At 69.1% G+C, this 18,518-nt stretch carries 13 protein-coding genes; 12 read left to right on the top strand and 1 reads right to left on the bottom strand.

Annotation, left to right across the window (positions count from 1 at the left end; translation table 11 throughout):
• Positions 1–4 precede the first annotated feature (4 nt).
• The 9 genes from Q0654_RS01490 (at position 5) to Q0654_RS01450 (ending at position 11,916) form a co-directional block, all read left to right on the top strand.
• The gene (locus tag Q0654_RS01490; RefSeq protein WP_298849764.1) at positions 5–1,333 is read left to right on the top strand and encodes an aminopeptidase P N-terminal domain-containing protein; all 1,329 of its coding nucleotides are present in this window, start codon (positions 5–7) and stop codon (positions 1,331–1,333) included.
• Between the two features lie 572 nt (positions 1,334–1,905).
• Positions 1,906–2,688, top strand: a complete 783-nt coding sequence (locus tag Q0654_RS01485; RefSeq protein ID WP_298849763.1) for a DUF3450 family protein — start codon at positions 1,906–1,908, stop codon at positions 2,686–2,688.
• Positions 2,685–4,106, top strand: a complete 1,422-nt coding sequence (locus Q0654_RS01480) for a MotA/TolQ/ExbB proton channel family protein (RefSeq protein WP_298849761.1) — start codon at positions 2,685–2,687, stop codon at positions 4,104–4,106. Before Q0654_RS01485 ends, Q0654_RS01480 begins: the two co-directional genes overlap by 4 nt.
• 27 nt (positions 4,107–4,133) lie before the next feature.
• Positions 4,134–4,796: a MotA/TolQ/ExbB proton channel family protein gene (locus Q0654_RS01475; protein WP_298849760.1), complete on the top strand. Its 663-nt coding sequence runs from the start codon at positions 4,134–4,136 to the stop codon at positions 4,794–4,796.
• A 4-nt stretch (positions 4,797–4,800) separates the two neighbouring features.
• Positions 4,801–5,214 carry a biopolymer transporter ExbD gene (locus Q0654_RS01470; RefSeq protein WP_298849758.1) on the top strand — a complete coding sequence of 138 codons (414 nt, stop codon included), beginning with the start codon at positions 4,801–4,803 and terminating at the stop codon, positions 5,212–5,214.
• Positions 5,214–5,843: an energy transducer TonB gene (locus tag Q0654_RS01465; RefSeq protein ID WP_298849757.1), complete on the top strand. Its 630-nt coding sequence runs from the start codon at positions 5,214–5,216 to the stop codon at positions 5,841–5,843. The genes Q0654_RS01470 and Q0654_RS01465 overlap by 1 nt, the downstream gene beginning before the upstream one ends.
• A complete protein-coding gene (locus Q0654_RS01460) occupies positions 5,840–6,985 on the top strand; it encodes a tetratricopeptide repeat protein (protein WP_298849755.1) in 1,146 nt (381 codons plus the stop codon). The genes Q0654_RS01465 and Q0654_RS01460 overlap by 4 nt, the downstream gene beginning before the upstream one ends.
• 52 nt (positions 6,986–7,037) lie before the next feature.
• Positions 7,038–10,100: a TonB-dependent receptor gene (locus Q0654_RS01455; RefSeq protein ID WP_298849753.1), complete on the top strand. Its 3,063-nt coding sequence runs from the start codon at positions 7,038–7,040 to the stop codon at positions 10,098–10,100.
• Between the two features lie 124 nt (positions 10,101–10,224).
• Positions 10,225–11,916 (top strand): hypothetical protein, encoded by a 1,692-nt coding sequence (locus Q0654_RS01450; RefSeq protein WP_298849751.1) that lies wholly within the window; start codon positions 10,225–10,227, stop codon positions 11,914–11,916.
• A gap of 305 nt (positions 11,917–12,221) precedes the next feature.
• On the opposite strand, the gene Q0654_RS01445 is transcribed toward Q0654_RS01450, so the two are convergent.
• On the bottom strand, positions 12,222–13,373 hold the full coding sequence (locus Q0654_RS01445; RefSeq protein WP_298849749.1) for a diguanylate cyclase: 1,152 nt from the start codon (positions 13,371–13,373) through the stop codon (positions 12,222–12,224).
• A gap of 208 nt (positions 13,374–13,581) precedes the next feature.
• Here Q0654_RS01445 and Q0654_RS01440 point away from each other — a divergent pair, with 208 nt between their 5' ends.
• The 3 genes from Q0654_RS01440 (at position 13,582) to Q0654_RS01430 (ending at position 18,505) form a co-directional block, all read left to right on the top strand.
• Entirely contained in the window at positions 13,582–16,839 is a 3,258-nt protein-coding gene (locus tag Q0654_RS01440) for a two-component regulator propeller domain-containing protein (RefSeq protein WP_298849991.1), read from the top strand.
• A complete protein-coding gene (locus tag Q0654_RS01435; protein ID WP_298849747.1) occupies positions 16,836–17,633 on the top strand; it encodes a sensor histidine kinase in 798 nt (265 codons plus the stop codon). Before Q0654_RS01440 ends, Q0654_RS01435 begins: the two co-directional genes overlap by 4 nt.
• A gap of 371 nt (positions 17,634–18,004) precedes the next feature.
• Positions 18,005–18,505 (top strand): contractile injection system protein, VgrG/Pvc8 family, encoded by a 501-nt coding sequence (locus Q0654_RS01430; RefSeq protein WP_298849746.1) that lies wholly within the window; start codon positions 18,005–18,007, stop codon positions 18,503–18,505.
• The last annotated feature ends 13 nt before the right edge of the window (positions 18,506–18,518 follow it).

The raw sequence follows: 18,518 nt of genomic DNA, 5'->3' as shown, positions 1-18,518 counted from the left end.
GACCATGGCTCTCTTGCGCGCCCCCGCTCCGATCCGCAGCAGCGAGTTCGTTCGCCGCCGGCGGCAGCTGATGCGGCTGGCCGGCGATGACGCCATCCTGATCCTGCCCGCCGCGGCCGAACGCATCCGCAACCGCGACAGCACCTATCCCTACCGGCAGGACAGCGACTTCTGGTACCTGACCGGCTTCAACGAGCCCGAAGCGGTGCTGGTGCTGGTGCCCGGCCGCAGTCACGGCGAGGCCCTGTTGTTCTGCCGCGAGCGCGACGCCGAGCGCGAAGCCTGGGACGGCCCGCGTCATGGGCCCGAGGGTGCGGTCGAGACGCTGGGCTTCGACGATGCCTACCCGATCGGTGACATCGACGACATCCTGCCCGGCCTGATCGAAGGCCGCTCGCGGGTGTTCTACCACTTCGGCCGCGAGGTCGAGTTCGATCTGAAGCTGATCGGCTGGGTCAACCGCGTGCGCGCGCAGATCCGCCACGGTGCGGAGTCACCGCACGAGTTCATGGAGCTCGGCCACCTGCTGCACGAGCAGCGCCTGTTCAAGAGCGCGGCCGAACTCAAGCTGATGCGGCACAGCGCGGCGATCGCCGCCGAAGCGCACGTGCGCGCCATCCAGGCGACGCGGCCGGGGCTGTACGAGTATTCGATCGAGGCCGAACTGCTGCACGGCTTCCGCCGCCACGGCGCGGTGCCCAGCTACGAACCCATCGTCGGCGGCGGCGCCAACGCCTGCGTGCTGCACTACCGCGCCAACAACGCCGTGCTCAAGCCCGGCGAGCTGCTGCTGATCGACGCCGGCGCCGAGCACGAGGGCTATGCCTCGGACATCACCCGCACCTTTCCGATCTCCAGTACCTACAGCCGCGAGCAGCGCGCGCTCTACGAGCTGGTGCTGGCCGCCCAGCAGGCGGCGATCGACGCGGTGCGTCCGGGCAAGCGCTGGATCGACCCGCACGAGGCGGCGGTCGAGGTGCTGACCGAAGGCCTGCTCTCGCTGGGCCTGCTGCGCGGCACGCTGAAGCAGTGCATCGCCGACGAGAGCTACCGCCGCTTCTACATGCACAAGACCGGCCACTGGCTGGGCCTGGATGTGCACGATGTCGGCGACTACCGCATCGGCGGCGAATACCGCCTGCTCGAACCCGGCATGGTGCTGACGATCGAGCCTGGTCTCTACATCGCGCCCGGCATGAAGGGTGTCGCCGCGAAATGGCAGGGCATCGGCATCCGCATCGAGGATGACGTGGTGGTCACGCCCGAGGGCCATGAAGTGCTGACCGGCGGCGTGCCCAAGGACGTCGAGGCGATCGAAGCCCTGCGCGCCTGATTCGGGATTCGGGATTCGACGCTCGCTTCGCGCGACCGGCGACGCAAGACATAGGGTGGGCCCCGGCCCACCATGAGCTGCGCTCTCGCCCCAGTGCTAGGTGGTTGTGTTCTCGCTTCCACCGAAGACGAGTCCAAACCGAGGCAAGTATGGAGCCCATGGTGGGCCGGGGCCCACCCTATGGGCGCTACGGGGCGTGGCTGGCCGGAGGGCTCGCCGAACGCCCTACCAGGGCAAGGCGTTGAGATCGACATTCCCGCCCGACAGGATCACTCCGACCTCGCGATCCGCGCCGGGTACTTCAGGATCATCGCCAGCGGCACCGCGCAGCTCGGCTCGATGACGATCTTGAGCCTCTCCCAGAGCTGCACGCGTGCCGGCCAACGGCTTGGCTGAGGACCTCTCGCGCACCCGCCACGGCAAGCCTGCGCGCGTCGCTGCGTGCAGGCCCGCCGCGCCCGGATGTTTCAGGCGCATGACCGCCCTGTCATAAAAGCGCAACCGCCCGGTCATAGCGTATGCGGCTGTCGCGCGCAGCCTGCGCCGTGCTGATACCGCTGTCCGGAGCCTCCATGACCCGCCCCACCGCGTTTCGACCGCGCGCATTGGCTGCCTTCGCGGCCCTGTGCCTTGCGGCTGTGATTCCCGCCCAGGCCCAGGACGCGGCCGACGAACTTGCGCAGGGGCTGATCCGCCTGCGCGGCGAAGTCGAGCAGCTGAACTCGGAGCTCGAGCTGCTGCGCGAGGAGCAGCGGGTCATGCTGGCGGGCCTGAACCAGCAGAAAGCCGAGCTCAGCAACAGCGCCGAGCGCCAGGGCCTGTCGGCGCGCGAGGCCCGCGAGAAGCTGGCCGCGAAGCAGGCCGAGATCGAAGCGGCCGGCGCCAGCGGCGACAACCTGCGGCCGGCCCTGCTCAGCGCGATCGAGGCCCTGAAGACGCACATCCAGTCGGGCCTGCCCTTCAAGATCGAAGAGCGGCTCGGCGAACTCGACCGTTTCCGCGGCGAGCTGGAGAACGGCAGCGTGCCCGCGCAGCGCGGCGTGAACCGCCTCTGGGCCTATTTCGAGGACGAGTTCCGGCTCTCGCGCGACAACAGTCTGCACACCCAGACCATCCAACTCGGCGAGGAGCGCGTGCTGGCCGATGTCGCCAAGCTCGGCTCGATGGCCCTGTACTTCCGCACCCGCGATGGACGCCTGGGTCAGGCCCAGCGCCAGGGCAGCGGCTGGGCCTTCGTCGAACTCACCGAAGCACGCCAGCAGGCGCAGGTGCGCAACCTGTTCGACGCGCTGGGCAAGCAGATCCGCCAGGGCTGGTTCGAACTGCCGCTGGCCGCCGCCGGAGCCGCCCGATGAACCGCCTCGCCATTCTTCTTCTGAGCGGCCTGCTGCCGTTCGCTTCGCTGGCCCAGGACAGCGCGCCCGCGCAGCCAGCGACCGCTGCGCCTGCTGCCGCAGCCGCCGCAACCGCGCCGGCCCCGACCGTCAACGTCGAGCAGGCCTATCGCCGCGAGTACGCCCTGCTGGAAGCGCAGAAGCGCGAGTTGACGGCGCGCGTGAACGAGATCCGCCAGCAGACCGCCGCCCAGAAGTCGCGGCTGGAGGCCGAGGTCGCCGCGCTCGAGGACCGCGTGTTCGCCCAGCGCGCCGAGGCCGAAACCGCCACCGAGGAACTCACCCGCATCGAGCAGGCTGCGTTCGCGCTGGCCGAGAATTCGGGCTTCATCGACGCCACCCTGGAGCAGGCGCGCAGCACGCTGGCCGGCTTCGGCAACGAGACGCTGTCGGCCGACGACTTTGCCGCTCGCGACGAACTCGCCAAGCTGCAGGGCATGTTCGAGCAGGGCATTGCCCAGCTCGGCCAGCTTGGCCAGATCCGCCGTGAGGCCGGCGCCTTCTTCCTCGCCGACGGCACCGAGGTCCAGGGCCAGATCGTTCGCTTCGGCAACATCGCCGCCTATGGCGTGAGCGAGCAGGGCAGCGGTGCGCTGGTGCCGGCCGGCGGTGGCCGCTTCCGCCTGTGGAAAGACCCGGCTGCCGAGAGCGCGCAGGTGCTGGCCCAGGGTCAGTTGCCGGCCACGCTGCAGGCCTATCTGTTCGAGAACGCCAACACCGCCGTGCTCGATCCCGAGGACAAGAGCTTCATCAACGAGATGAAGAAGGGTGGGCTGATCGGCTACATCATCCTGGCGCTGGGCCTGTCGGCCGCCCTGCTGGTGGTGCTGCGCGCGCTGTTCCTGCAGCGCGCGGGTGCGAGCATCCAGAACATCATGGACGGCGTCGCCCCGGCGGTGCGTGCGCGCAGGATCGACGATGCCATCGCCGCCGCCAAGCGCTTCAAGGGTTCGGCGGCGCGCGTGGTCACCGCGGCGCTGCGCAACCTCGACCGCGAGCGCGAGCACCTGGAGGACATCGTGTCGGAGTCGATCCTGCACGAGTCCACCCATCTCAACCGCTTCGGCGCCTACATCCTGATGATCGCCGCGGTCGCCCCGCTGCTGGGCCTGCTGGGGACGGTCACCGGCATGATCCAGACCTTCGATGTGATCACCGAGTTCGGCACCTCCGATCCCAAGCTGCTGTCGGGCGGCATCGCCACGGCGCTGGTGACGACGATGCAGGGCCTGATCGTGGCGATTCCCGCCCTGTTGTTCGGCAGCCTGTTGAACGGCTGGGCCGAGAGCATCAAGGACGACATGGAGAAGGCCGCGCTGAAGGTCGTGAACCTGTACCAGGACGTGCGCAGCGGCACGCCCGCGCGCAACGCCGCCTGATCCCACGGCTCCGGACGACAGACCGCCATGGCCCTGGGACTCGACCCCGACAGCGGCATCCTCGAATCGATCGGCGCCTACCTCGGCTCCGGCGGCTTCGTCATGCCGGTGCTGGTGGTCTGCGCGGTGGTGCTCTGGTACGCGATCGGTGCGCGCTGGGCCCTGCTGCAGCGCGGCAGCCGCAAGAATGTGCGCGTGCTGATCAAGCGCTATGCCGACGGCCGCGCCAAGGCGCAGGACGGCATCGTCGACCAGGCCATCGTGCGCGGCATGGAGGTCTGCGCGCGGCCACGTGCCAACCTGCGCCGCTACCTCGATGAAGCCTTCGGCGACTTCGACGGCCAGCTGAAGCAGCACGCCACGGTGATCACCGCGGTGGTGTCGATCGCGCCGCTGCTGGGTCTGCTCGGCACCGTCGCCGGCATGATCGAGACCTTCCGCTCGCTGGGCGACATGAGCCTGTTCTCGCAGGGCGGCGGCATCGCCGCCGGCATCGCGACCGCGCTGTTCACCACCCAGATGGGCCTCGTGGTCGCCGTGCCCGGCGTCATCGTCAAGTTCTTCCTCGACCGTCGCCAGCAGCAGCTGGAGCTGGATCTCGCCCAGATCAAGGATCTCCTGATCAGCCGCTTCGACCCCGAAGCCGACCACCGCCACGTGCCGGCTGCGCCGGCCACCGTCCAAGGCTGAGCCCATGCTGCGTCGTCGCCAGAGCAAGTCCCCCGAGGCCGCCGTCGATCTCACCCCGATGATCGACATGACCTTCATCCTGCTGATCTTCTTCATGGTCTCGACGACCTTCGTCAAGGACATGAAGCTGGACATCAACCGTCCGGCCGCGCAGACGCAAGTCGTCGCCTCGACCAAGGCCGTGCGCCTGTACATCGACCGCCAGGGCGAGACCTACCTCGACGGTGAGCCGGTGCGTGAGTGGGTGATCCAGTCGCGCGTGCGCGACCAGCTGAAGGGCATGACCCAGAAGTCGGTGCTGGTCATTACCGATGACCAGGTACCGGCCGAGAAGCTGATCCGCGTGGTCGATGCCGCGCGTCTGGCCGGCGCCGAGGACGTTGGCGTCGCCACTGTTGCCGAAGCCGGGGAAGGCTGATGAAGCTCCGCGATCCGCGCCTGACGGGTCTCGGCGCCTCCGCGCTCGGCACCGCCCTGGTGCTGGGCCTGGTGCTGTTCATGAACCGCCCCTTCGAGCAGCCCGAGGGCGAGGACGGCAACGCCTTCAGTTCAATCGAAGTGGTCAAGAAGGAAAAGCCGCCCGCCGCCGAGCCGGTGCGCAGGCCGGAGCCGCCCAAGCGCCCGCCGCAGCGCAGTGCGCCCGCACCCATCGTCGGTCTCGACAGCGGTCTGTCCGGCCTCGATTTCGGATTGCCCGGCTTCGACGCCAACGAGCTGGGTCTCGGCAACGACATCCTCGGCGACAGCGGCGACGTGGTGATGACCGACGACACCGTCGACGTCGCGCCGCGCCCGATCGTGCAGACGCCGATGACCTACCCGCCGCGCGCCCGCGCCCAGGGCGTTACCGGCTACGTGCTGCTCAGCGTGCTGATCGGCCCGACCGGCCAGGTCGAGCGGGTCAAGGTGCTGGAAGCGCAGCCTGCCGGCGTCTTCGATGACGTCGCCGTGGCCGGCGTGCAGACCTGGAAGTTCGAGCCGGCCACCTATCGCGGCGAGAACGTGCGCGTATGGGCCACCCAGCGCGTGAGGTTCAACCTGTCATGAGCCGCCTGCTTTTACTCGCGCTGCTGCTGGCGCTGTCGCTCACGGCGTTCGCGCAGGACACGAGCAGCGACGAGGTCGACTACGTCGAGCTGGCCGCGCTGCTGATGCGCGATGGCGAGGCTGCACGCGCCGCTGAGGCGCTGGCCCGCGTCGACCTCAGCGTCGAGGGCATCGACCTCGCCAAGTACCACACCGTGCGCGGCCTGATCGCGCTGGAGCAGCAGCAGCTCGAAACCGCCGCCGAAGCGTTCGACGCTGCGGTCGGCGCGGGCCAGGCCGAGCCGATGATCCACCTCTACCGCGCCCAGGCTTACTTCGGTCTGGAGCGTTATGAGCAAGCGGTGCAGGCCTTGGACGAGGCCGGCGAGGCGGTCAACGGCATCAGCGGCGCCTGGCTGCTGCGCGCGCACGCACAGTGGATGCAGGGCCAGCGCCAGGCCGCGCTGGACACGCTCAGCGAGGCGGGCGGTCGATTCCCCGGCAACCTGGGCTTCCAGCGTCGGCAGGTGTTCTATCTGGTCGAGGCCGGGCTGTATGCCGAAGCTGCCGAGCTGGGCCGCGATTACCTGAATCGCGGCGAGCCCAAGGCCGAGGACTACGCCGCGATCGGCACTGCGCTCCGTCGCAGCAAGTCTTTCGAAGAAGCGCTGCGCTTTCTCGAAGCCGCACGCCTGAAGTTCCCCGACAACGGCGCGATCGCCCGCGCCCTGGCGCAGACCTGGCTTGAGAGCGGCAAGCCGCTGGCCGCCGCCGAGGTGATGGCGGCGCAGGCCGAGCGCGAGCCCGAGCTGCTGGTCGAAGCCGCCGAGCTGTATCGCCGCGCTGGCCAGACCACCCGCGCGCTGAACCTGAATGCGCGGGTCGAGGACGGCGAGCGCAAGCTGAAGCAGCGCGTCGGCCTGCTGATCGCCGCGCGCAAGTACGCCGAAGTCACCGCGCTCGAAGGCGCGCTGCGTCGCGCTGGCCTGTGGGCCGACGAAGACCTGCGCTATGCGCTGGCCTATGCCTGGTACCGCCTCGGCCAGTTCGAGCGCGTCGAGACCCATCTGCAGGTGCTGACCCGGCCCGAGCTGTTCCGCCGCGCGACCGAGCTGCGCCGGCTGATGCAGGAATGCGCCGATACGCCCTGGGCCTGCGCCTGATGCACCCTGCCTGCGCGCGGCGCGGGCACCACGATCCCTGGAACGCCACGCCATGAAGCGCCGCCTGCTTGCTCTCGCCATCTCCGCCCTCGTCGCCACCTCGGCGGGCGCGGCCGAGCCCGCCGAGCTGTCGCTCTACCTGTTCGATGAAGGCCGGCCGGTGGCCGATGCCGAAGTGCAGATCGACGCCGCGTCGCGCGGGCGCACCAGCAGCGACGGCGCCCTGAACCTCAGGATCGAGCCCGGTGCGCGCCGCCTGCGCGTGCTGCGTGGCGGCACCGAAGTGCTGAGTCTTGACCTGAACCTGGTCGAGGACGAAGACGCGCAGATCATCGCCACGCTCTACCCCGATGCCGCGCCCAGCGTATTCATCGAGAGCACCCATGCCGGTGCCGCCGCGGCCGCCGAGGCCAAGCCCGAGCTGGGCCCGCCGGGCACGCTGAGCGGCCGCGTCTTCAACAGCGAGGACGGCAAGCCGGTGGCCGGCGCGCGGGTGTATGTGTCCGGCACGCCGATCGACCTCGTCAGCGACGCCGAAGGCCGCTTCAGCGCCGAGGTGCCGCCGGGCACCTATGCCATCTCGGTGCTGGCCCCGAGCTTCGCCTCGCGCAGCTTCGAGGGCGTGAGCATCGCCAGCGAGCAGACCACCGAGCAGGCCATCGAGCTCACGCCCGCCGGCGTCGAACTGCCCGAGTTCGTGGTGCTGGAGCCCTTCATCGAAGGCTCGCTGGCCAGCTTCGTCGAAGAACGCCGCACCAGCTCGGCGGTGACCGACATCCTGGGCGCCGAGCAGATCTCGCGCGCCGGCGACTCCGACGCCGCCGGTGCGCTGAAGCGCGTCACCGGTCTGACCCTGGTCGACGGCAAGTTCGTCTACGTGCGCGGGCTGGGTGAGCGCTATTCGAGCACGCTCTTGAACGGCGCCCAGGTGCCCAGCCCCGATCCCACCCGTCGTGTGGTGCCGCTGGACCTGTTCCCCACCGAGGTGCTGCAGGGCATCGTGGTGCAGAAGACCTACTCGGCCGACATGCCAGGCGAGTTCGGCGGCGGCACGATCCAGCTGCGCACTCGCGGGGTACCGGAGGAGTTCTTCTTCCGCAGCTCGCTGACTGTCGGCTATGCGGATGGCACCACCGGCGAGGATGGCCTGCGCTACGACGGTGGGCGCCGCGACTGGACGGGTGAGGACCGCGGCGCGCGCTTCTCGCCACTGGTTTTTGGCAGTCCGCGACTGACCACAAACCCGACCGAGCTGCAGGCCGCCAGTCGCGAGTTGGCCGCGTTGGGCTACGACACACGCAGGGCGAGCCTCGCCCCGAACGGCAGCGTGGGCATAGGCGTCGGCGACGACTTCCGGTTCGGCGACAGCGACGTCAGCCTTGGCTATATCGCGGCGGTCCGCTATGCCCACTCGTGGGACGCCAACACCGAAGAGCGCAAGGGCTACAGTCTCTTCCAGGGCGGGCTGCTGCCGGCCGAAGAGTTCACACGCGAGAAGACCGAGCGCAGCATCGATGGAAGTGTGTTCGCCGCGCTGGGCTTACGTGTGGGCGAACTGCACTCGGTGGACTTCACTGCGACGCGGCTTCGCCAAACCACCGATGAGACGCGCGTCGACGATGGTCTGCTGAACTCGGGCGCGATCGGTCGTGTGACCCTCCTTGAGTGGATCGAGAACTCGCTGGACACGCTTCAGCTGCAGGGCGAGCACAGCCTTCCGCAGATCGGTGGCCTGCACGTTCGCTGGCAGGCCACCCAGGCGGATGCAGGGCGATACTCGCCCAACGCGCGCTCCTATACCTTCGAGTTCGATGATCTGGATCAGGTCTATCGACACGGCGGGATCAACCAGCAGCGATTCGAGGTGCTGGATGATGAAGCCTCGGACTACTCGGTAGACCTGCGGCTGCCCCTGAAGCTGGGTGAGTTCGAGCTGGCGCCACAGATCGGCGCCGCGCGATTGGAGCGCGACCGCGTGTCGTCGATTCGCCGATTCCGCTTCAGCGGGCGCACCAGCGATCCACACATCACGATGGAGGACCTGCTTCGGCAGGACAACATCGGACCGAACGGCTGGCGGCTCTCCGAAGTGACCGAAACTTCGGATGCCTACAGTGCAACCCAGCAGCTCGACGCAGCTTACGTGGCTGCGGATATCGGCTGGGGACCTTTGCGTCTCAATGCGGGCGTGCGTCGCGAGGACATGCGGCAGGAGGTCGTTACCGTTCCCCCGTTCAATCCGAACGCGCAGCCATTGGTGGGACTGCTCGAGAACCGCGACTATCTGCCGGCGGGAAGCTTGACCTGGTCCTACTCCGACAAAGCACAGATCCGGCTCGCCTTCAGCGAGACGCTATCTCGCCCGGACATCCGTGAGCAGACTTCAGCGAACTTTTTCGATCCGCTCACTGACACGCGCGTCGTGGGCAATGCGGATCTGAAGCAGGCGGAGCTTGAGAACATCGACCTGCGCTGGGAGTACTACTTCAGCACGCTGGAAAGCTTCTCGGTCGCGCTGTTCTCGAAGGAGTTCACCAATCCCATCGAACTCGTCAGCTCTCCGGCATCCGGCGAACTGCTTCAGATCGAGAACGCGGACAGTGCGACCAATATCGGCGTCGAGTTCGACGTGTACGTGTCGTTGGACAAAGTGGGGCGCCTCGGTTTCCTGCCGGGCTTCCTGCAGCGCTTCCCCTGGGAGGACATCTACTTCGGCGCCAACTACGCGCGCATCGATTCCGAGATCGACTTGGGCGACAACCAGGGTATCCAGACCAATGCCGTGCGCCCACTGCAGGGGCAGTCGAAATATGTCGCCAACGCATCGCTCTCCTACCAGCCCGCGGATGGAAGCACGGAAGCAACACTGCTCTACAACGTCTCAGGCGAGCGCATCTTTCGAGTTGGAGTCAGCGGCTTGCCTGACGTCTACGAGCAGCCGTTCCCGCAGCTCGACTTCACGCTTTCCCAGAAGCTGCCGTGGGAAGGTTTCGGCCTGAAGTTGCGCCTGCGCAACCTGCTCGACAGCAAGGCGGAGTTCACCCAGGGCGGGCTGCCCACCCGCGCCTATCGCAAGGGCCGCGAGGCCGCGCTGTCGGTGGAGTGGAAGTTCTGAACTGGCGCGGGTGTCGCTGTCACCAAACGGTCATGCCTGCGAAGGCTCGTTGAAACAAAAGCTTCTTAGTGTGCGAGCTCCCGTCGACACCCTCGACGTGATCCCCCACTTACGGAGCTTCCCCATGCGTTCCATCCGCAAGACCCTGCTCGCGACTTCGTGCGCCCTGGCCCTGGCCGGCCCGGCCTCCGCTTCGATCGTCACCGAAGCCTTCGATGGCGCCTGGACCAACGTCGCCGGTTCCGACAACAAGGGCCTGCTGCTCGACTACATCCCCAGCGCCAACGTCACTTTCGGCGCCTTCTTCACCTATGACAACAGCGGCAACCAGGTGTGGTTCACCTTCGCCGTGCCGATGGTGGCGGGCCAGAACGACTACGCCGGCGTCAACCTCTTCCGCTACAGCGGCGGCCGCTTCAGCGAGCGCGGCACCCCGGCCGAGAACATCTTCGCCACCGCCCAGGTCTCGTTCGCCTGCAACGGCGTGGTGGTGAACATCACCCCGAACGCCACCGCGGGCTTGTCGAACGCCAACTTCGTGTTCCAGCCGACCAGCCCGATCACGGCCCTGGAGTGCAACGAGCCGGTCGCGTCCTGCCCGGCCGGCACCACGGCGGATGGCAGCGACTGCCTCCTGCCCAACAGCATCACCAACAACCTGTTCCTGCCGGCCGGCAAGAAGTACATCGTGCGCGGCCAGGTTTCGGTCGAGAACAATGCGACCCTGACCATCGCCCCGGGCGTGACCGTGCAGGGCTCGACCAACATCAGCTCGCCCAACTTCATCGCGGTCAAGCAGGGTGGCCGCCTGTACGCCGAGGGCACCCCCACCCAGCCGATCACCTTCACTGGTCCGGAAGCGCGTCCGGGTTCCTGGGCCGGCCTCGTGCTGAACGGTCGCTCGATCTGCAATGACGCCACCGCGACCACCCCCTGCCGCTTCGAGGCGGTGCCGGAGCTGGTCTACGGCGCCGTGCCGCCGGTGCTGGACGACAGCTCGGGTGCGCTGCGCTACGTGCGCATCCTCTGGGCCGGCCAGCAGATCGCGCCGAACGAGGAGCTGAATTCGCTGACCCTGAACGCGGTCGGCTCGGGCACCGTGCTGGAGCACGTCCAGGTCGATGGTGGCCTCGACGACGGCTTCGAGTTCTTCGGCGGCAGCGTCAACGGCAAGTACCTGGTCTGCTCGAACATGGGCGACGACTGTTTCGACTTCGACCAGGGCTACAACGGCAAGATCCAGTTCGCGCTGGCCTGGCAGGGCATCAACCCCGACCAGGGCGGTGACAGCAACGGCATCGAGTCGGACAACGACAACCCCGCTTCCGACAAGACCCCGCGCACCCAGCCGGTGGTGTCGAACATGACCCTGGTGGGTCGCGGCGAAGTGGGCAATGAGGGCATGCGCATCCGTCGCGGCTCGGGCGGAAACTACTCGAACCTGGTCGTCACCGGCTTCCGTGACCGCTGCATCAACCTCGTCGATGCGCAGACCTATGCGCTGAGCTCGGCCACCCAGACGGGCAACACCCTGACCATGACCCATTCCTGGGTCGGCACCTGCCTCAACGGCGCCTTCGAGGATGTTGCTACCAACGCCTACGCCGTCAGCGCCTGGTACAACGCCGGCACCGGCAATGGCTCGGGCGACCCGCAGCTGATCAGCGGCGGCTTCCTGCCGACCGCGACCTCGCCGCTGCTGAGTGGCGGGCAGGCGCCGAGCAATGCCTTCTTCCGTCCGGTGCAGTTCCGCGGCGCCTTCGCCGGCCCCCGCGACAACTGGACGGCCGGCTGGACGGTCAACCTCCCGCGCTGAACCTTCGCGACCTGGCTGGGAGCGAAGCGAAGGGGCCGGCTCATGCCGGCCCCTTCGGCGTTTATGGACCTGAGGCTCAGTGCTCGGCCACAGGATGGGAGCCGCAGACCGGAGGGTCGTCGATAGCGCGTGGGGTTTGCGTATGCGTCGACCGCAGTGGGGCGCGGATGCACCGGACCAGGGGCGAGTGAGCTCCAGGTGGGGCGCCTCAGACGCTGCGCCCTGTTGACTGGATCCCCGCGTTCGCGGGGATGACGAGTCATGGGTCTAGCCTGCACACCCGCATCGTCTGTGGTGGTCGGTGTTCAAGCGGGCACGCGCTGCTCGATGCAGCCCGCCGCCAGCAGGGCTTCGGCATTGCCGGTGTCGACTGGACAGGGCGCGAGCCCGGTCGCGAACAGGCCGACCACGCGGTTGCGGCCGGCGCGCTTGGCGAGGTACAGCGCGTGGTCGGCGAGTTCGATCACCTGCTGCCAGTCCAGCCAGTCCGGACGTTCCGGATCGAGCGGCAGGCAGGCCAGGCCGATCGAGGTGGTGCAGCGGGTCTGGCGGCCCTCGCCCATGTCGAACAGGGTGTCGGCGATCGCTGCGCGCAGGGCGTCGGCGCGCTGCAGGGCATGCGCCTCGTCGCGCACGCCGAAGCGCATCAGGAACTCCTCGCCGCCCCAGCGGATCGCCAGATCATCGCTGCGGCAGTGCTGGCGCAGCAGGGCCGAGAACGCGACCAGCAGGGCGTCGCCGCCGGCATGGCCGAAGCGGTCGTTGACCTGCTTGAAGTGGTCGATGTCCAGCACCAGCACGACCTGGCGGTCGGAGGCGGTGTGCCGGCGCTCGTCGCTGGCGGCCGCTTCGAGCTGGCGGCGCGCGTCGCGACGGTTGCCAAGACCGGTCAATGGATCGGTCAGGCTGGCCCGCTCGATCTCGGCATTGGCGAGACGCAGGGCGGCGTTGGCCTGCTCCAGCTCGGCGGTGCGCTGCCGCACCGTGGCTTCGAGCTCCTGCACGTGCAGGTCGATGCGCCGGCGCATCTCCCAGGTTTCGATGGCGCGCTCGACGGTCAGCAGCAGCTGGTCGCGGTCATAGGGCTTGACCACGAACTTGTGGATGCCCGCGCTGTTGATCGCGTCGACCACCGCGCCGACGTCGACGAAGCCGGTGACGATGATGCGGATGGCATGGGGCAGGCGCTGGCCGAGCTGGCTGCACAGCTCGACGCCGGTCATTCCCGGCATGCGCTGGTCGCTGAGCACCACGCTGGGCAGCTGTTCCGCCGGCAGCGCGTCGAGCAGGGCCAGCGCAGCAGCACCGCCATCGGCTTCGAGCACGCGGAAGCGCGGCGCCAGCAGGGCGCGCAGCACGCTCAGGTTGCCGGGTTCGTCATCCACCACCAGCACGCTATGCGTCGGATCGACGCGCGCGTCTTCCGGCGGCAGGCGCTCCTTCTTGAACACGCTCACGCGGTGCTCCCCCTGTGGCCCGCGGCGGGCGCGGGCTCAGGTGGATGATGCTGCAGCGGGCGCGATTCGCCAATCCGTTCGCGCGATCCGCGCCACCGCGTCGACGTGAAGCCGGCCGAGCCTTGACCGCACCGTGGCACCTGCACTGCGCGCCGCAATGTCGGATAGCATCGCCGCAGCTTCCCGCAGGTGTGCCGCCTTGCCGCCGATGCCGATCCGCAGTCGATCCGTCCTCACGCAGTGCGCGGCCCTGCTGCTGCTGGTGCCGCAGCTGCTGCTGGCGGCGCTTGACGACAGCGACCTGCGTTTCCGCCGGCTGGAGCAGGAGCAGGGCCTGTCGCAGGGCAGCGTGCTGGCGCTGGCGCAGGATCGACACGGCTTCGTCTGGATGGGCACCCAGGACGGCCTGAACCGCTTCGACGGCTTCGACTTCCGCGTGTTCCGGCCGGACAGCCAGCGGCCCGGCAGCCTGTCGAACAACTGGGTCAGCGCGCTGGCCGTGGATGCCCAAGGCGAGCTGTGGATCGGCACCGAGGCCGGCCTGAATCGGCTGCTGCCCGAGCAGGAGCGCTTCGAGGTGTTCCGGCACGCGCCCGGTGACCCGCGCAGCTTGGCCGGCGACAGCGTCCTTGCCCTGCACGTCGACGCTGGCGGACGGCTGTGGATCGGTTCGGACGGCGGCGTGTCGCTGCGCGAATCCGACGGCGGCTTCCGCAATTTCGTGCTGCCTGCAGGCGAGGGCGACCAGCGCGTGCGTGCCCTGCTGTCGCGCGGCGATGTGCTGTGGGTCGGCACGGTGCACGGCCTGTGGCGGCTGGACATACAGCGTGGCGAATTCCAGCCTGCGCCGATGGGCCCCGCCAGCGGGCGGCCGGTGCACGCGCTGGCCTTCGATGCGCGCGGGCGCCTGTGGGTCGGGGGCGAGGGTTTGCCGCTGTCGATCCTTGATGTCGACAGCGGGCTCTGGCGCGAGGCCCCGCAGGCGCGCAGCGAAGTGCGCACCCTGCTGGCGGATCGCCGCGGTCTGCTGTGGGCGGGCGACGAGTCCGGCCTGCAGGTCTACCGCGAGGATGCGCAGGGCGAGCTGCAGAGCCTGCGCTACGAGCACCATCGCCACCAGCGCTACAGCCTCGGCCGCGGGCGGGTCATGTCGCTGCTGCGCGATCGCGCCGATACGCTGTGGATCGGCACTTGGGAGGGCGGCGCCAGCCGGCTCAGCGCCTACAACAACCGCTTCCGCAGCTACGACCCCGATTCGCCTTCGACGCGCGCCCTGCGCTCGCCGGGCATCGCCGCCCTGGTCGCCGACGGCGAGGGCCTGTGGCTGGGCGGCGCCGATGCGATCTACCACTTCACGCCAGGCCGCGGTCAGCTGCGCGAGCTGGCGCCGTCGCCGGGCGGCTTTGTCTACTCGATGGACCTGCAGCCGGAGGGGCTGTGGCTGGCCACGCGCCAGGGCCTGTACATCGCCGACCGCGAGGGCGACCTGCAGCCGGCGCCGCTGGCGCCCGAGCTGGCCGGCGTGCGTTCGCGTCGCTTCCTGGTCGACGGCGAGCGGGTCTGGGTGGCGGCCGATACCCGCGGCCTGTTCCTCTACGACCGCGGCGCCAAGAGGATGCTGGCCGAGCATCCGATCGCCAGCATCGTCACCTTCATCGAGGCGCTGGATGCCGATCGCGTGCTGCTGGGCGCGCACGACGGCCTGTACTGGTTCGACCGCCGCAGCGGCCGCCTGCTGCACCGGCATCCGGTGATGACGCCACCGGGACCGGGCCAGCTGCCGGCGGGGCCGTCGGCCCTGCTGCAGGCCAGCAACGGCCGGCTGTGGGTGGCCACCTATGGCGGCGGCCTGCTGGAGCTGCTGCCGGCCGCGGATGGCGACCCCTCGCGCGCCACGCTGCGGCCCGCGCTTGCCGGCACCGCCCTGGCCGAGGGCAGCCTGAACGCCCTGCTGGAGGACACTGGCGGCCGTCTGTGGATGAGCATCAACGGCGCCATCGCCCACTTTGATCCGGCGCGCGGCGAGCTGCGGCGCTATGACGCCGCCGACGGCGTGCTTGGCCGCTACTGGATCGGCGCGCGCGCGCGCCTTGCCGACGGCGTGATGGCCTTCGCCGGCCCCGATGGCCTGACCGTGTTCGAGCCGGACGCTGTCGAGGCCGCAGCGGCGCCGCCGCTGCCGCTGCTCACGGCGCTGGAGATCGACAACCGCGCGCCGGCGCTGGCGGCCGATGAGCCGTCCTCGCCGCTGCGCGCACCGCCGCACCTGCTCGATGCGCTGGTGCTGCCGGCCGCGAAGTCGCGCAACCTGAGCCTGCGCTTCGCCGCACCGGACTTCGTCGCCCCCGAACAGCTGCAGTTCGCCTACCGGCTGGACGGCTTCGACCCCGAGTGGATCGAAGCCCCACGCGGGCGCCGCATCGCGACCTACACCAACCTGCCGCACGGGGATTACCTGTTCCGCGTGCGCGTGCGCAACGCCGAGGGCGCGGAAGCGGCCGGCGAGGCGCAGCTGCCGGTGCGGATCACGCCGTTCTGGTGGGAAACGCGCTGGGCGCAGCTGCTGTTCGTGCTGCTGGCGCTGGGCCTGGTGGCGGGCCTCGCTGGCCTGCGCATGCGCCAGCTCGAGGGCCAGCGTCGGCGCCTGCAGCACGAGGTCGAGGCACGCACCGCCGATCTCACCTCCGCGCTTGGCCGGCTTGCGCTGAGCGAGCGTCTGGCCGCGGCCGGCCAGCTGACCGCGGGCCTCGCGCATGAGCTCAACAACCCTGCCAACTACGTGCAGCTGGCCAGCCGGAATGCCGGGCACGGGCTGCACGAGTTCCATGCCTTCCTGCTCCAGCTCGGCGGCGAGGACCTGGAGCCCGAGGTCGCCGGCGCCATCGCGCGTCGTGTCGAGGCGCTGCGCTCGCAGCTCGATACGGTGGCCGAGGGCAGCCATCGGATCAACCACATCGTCCAGGCCCTGCGGGTGTTCTCGCGACTCGACGAGTCCGAACGCAAGGTGGTGCCCGCCGACGAGCCACTGCGGGCCGCTCTGCAGCTGATGGACGCCCGTCTGTACGGCGGCGCGATCGATGTGCACCAGGAGATCGCGCCGCTGCCGCCGCTGGACTGCCAGCCCGCGCGCCTCTCGCAGGCCTTCCTCTGCCTGCTGGAGAACGCCGCGCGTGCGATCGACGACCAGCGCTCGCGTTCGACGCCCGACTGGCGCGGGCGCATCGATGTGCGCGCGCGGGCGCTGCCGGAGCGCTTCGAGTTCGAGGTGCGCGACAACGGCTGCGGCATCCGCGCGGAGGTCCTGCCGCATGTCTTCGAGCCCTTCTTCACCACCCGCGCGGTGGGCCAGGGCAGTGGCCTCGGACTGTCGGTGGCCTGGGGAATCGCCGAAGAACATGGCGGCCGCATCCGCGTCGAGTCCGAGCCCGGGGCCGGCGCACTGTTCGTGGTGGAGCTGCCGCGGTGAGCTCCGACCGTGCGCCCTGGCAGCTGCCGCCGGCGCTGGCGGCGCTGCTGGCGCACGAGCTGGGCAATCCGCTGGGCATCGCCCGGCTGAGCACGCAGGACCTGGAGCTCGAACTGAAAGCCTTCCACACCCTGCTGCTGCAGCTTGGCGGCGCGGAGCTGGAGCCGGAGGTGGCGGCCGTGCTGGACCAGCGCTTCACCCAGCTGGGCGAACGTCTGGAGACGCTGGCCGCGGCGCAGCAGCGCATCGCCGGCCTGGTCGAGGAGCTGCGCGCGCGCGGCCAGGGCGAGGATGCCGCGCACCAGGACTTCGACCTGGCCGCACGCCTGCGCGCCGCGCTGATGCTGGCGGCAGCGCAGGCGCGCTGCCCGCTCGATGTCTCGCACGAGGCGGCAGAGCTTGATGCATGGCGCGGGCCGCTGGCGGTGATCGATCGCGTGCTGCTCAATCTGGCGCTGAACGCGGTGCAGGCGATTGCCCGCCGCGCGCGGCAGGAGGGCAGCGGCTTCCGCGGACGCCTGCGCAGCCGCTGCCAGCGCCAGGGCGATCTGCTGATCATCGAGCTCGACGACAACGGCAGCGGTATCGCGCCGCAGGACATCGAGCGCGTCTTCGAACCGGGCTTCAGCCGTCGCAGCGAAGGTGGCGGCAGCGGCATCGGCCTCAGCTATGCCCGCGAGGCGATCCGCGCGCTGGGCGGCGATGTCTGCGTGGCCTCGCTGCCGGGCCAGGGCACGCGCTTCCGGCTATGGCTGCCGCAGGGCAAGGTCTCGCAAGAGCCGGCGAATCTCTAGGAGGAGCGACACCAGACGGCGAAAGGGCTCGTCGGCAAGACAGATAGGTCGTGCCTTCGTCTACTACGGAGTGCGCGCAGAGAACATCTCGCTGCTGCGGCTACACCCGCACGCCCCTGACGGCAGCTAGCGACACGAGCGTTTGACCGGGGCGCGCAAAGCGTCCATGACGATTTCTGGCGCGCTTTGCCGTGAACACCCAGCGAGGCCTTCGCGTGGCGTCGGCATCATTCAGACCTTCGAGAGAAAGAAACCAGGGCGCCCGTCAATCGGCGAACTTCCTCGGCGCGTGGTAGGAGTTTTGCTCTTGCCAGGCGACGCTCCTGCTGCTGTAGTTCGCGCCTTGTCCGCGTACCCGCCTGAGCAGTTCAATGAACCGCCTATTCAATCTCAGCTCGCCCTTCGGCGACGCCCTGCGCTTCGAGCGCCTGACCGGCCGCGAGGCCGTCTCCGAGCTGTTCGAGTTCGAGCTGACCGCATCTTCCGAGGAACGCGGCCTCGCCCCCACTTCCGCCCTCGGCCAGCCCTTCACCGTCGAGTTCGAAGTCGAGGGCGGCGACAAGCGATTCTTGAATGGCCAGTGTGTGAGCTTCCGCTCGGCCGGGCGCTCGGGCCGCAAGCATCTCTACCGCGCGACCCTGCGCCCGGGCCTGTGGTACGCCACCCGCCGCACCGACTACCGCATCTTCCAGAAGATGACCGTCGTCGACATCGTCAAGGACGTGCTCGGCGCCTACCCGTTTGCCGTGAAGTGGCTCACCGCCGGCAGCTACTCGCCCTGGAACTACTGCGTCCAGTACCGCGAGACCGACGCCAACTTCGTGATGCGTCTGTGTCTTGCCCCCAGGTTCTTGGACCCGATGGAATGTTAGACAGCCATCGAGG

Origin of the sequence: uncultured Aquimonas sp. (assembly GCF_937888285.1) — a bacterium.
Classification (GTDB): domain Bacteria; phylum Pseudomonadota; class Gammaproteobacteria; order Xanthomonadales; family Xanthomonadaceae; genus Aquimonas.
Note: the sequence above shows the minus strand (reverse complement) of the source record. Positions and strands in the feature narration are given on the sequence as shown.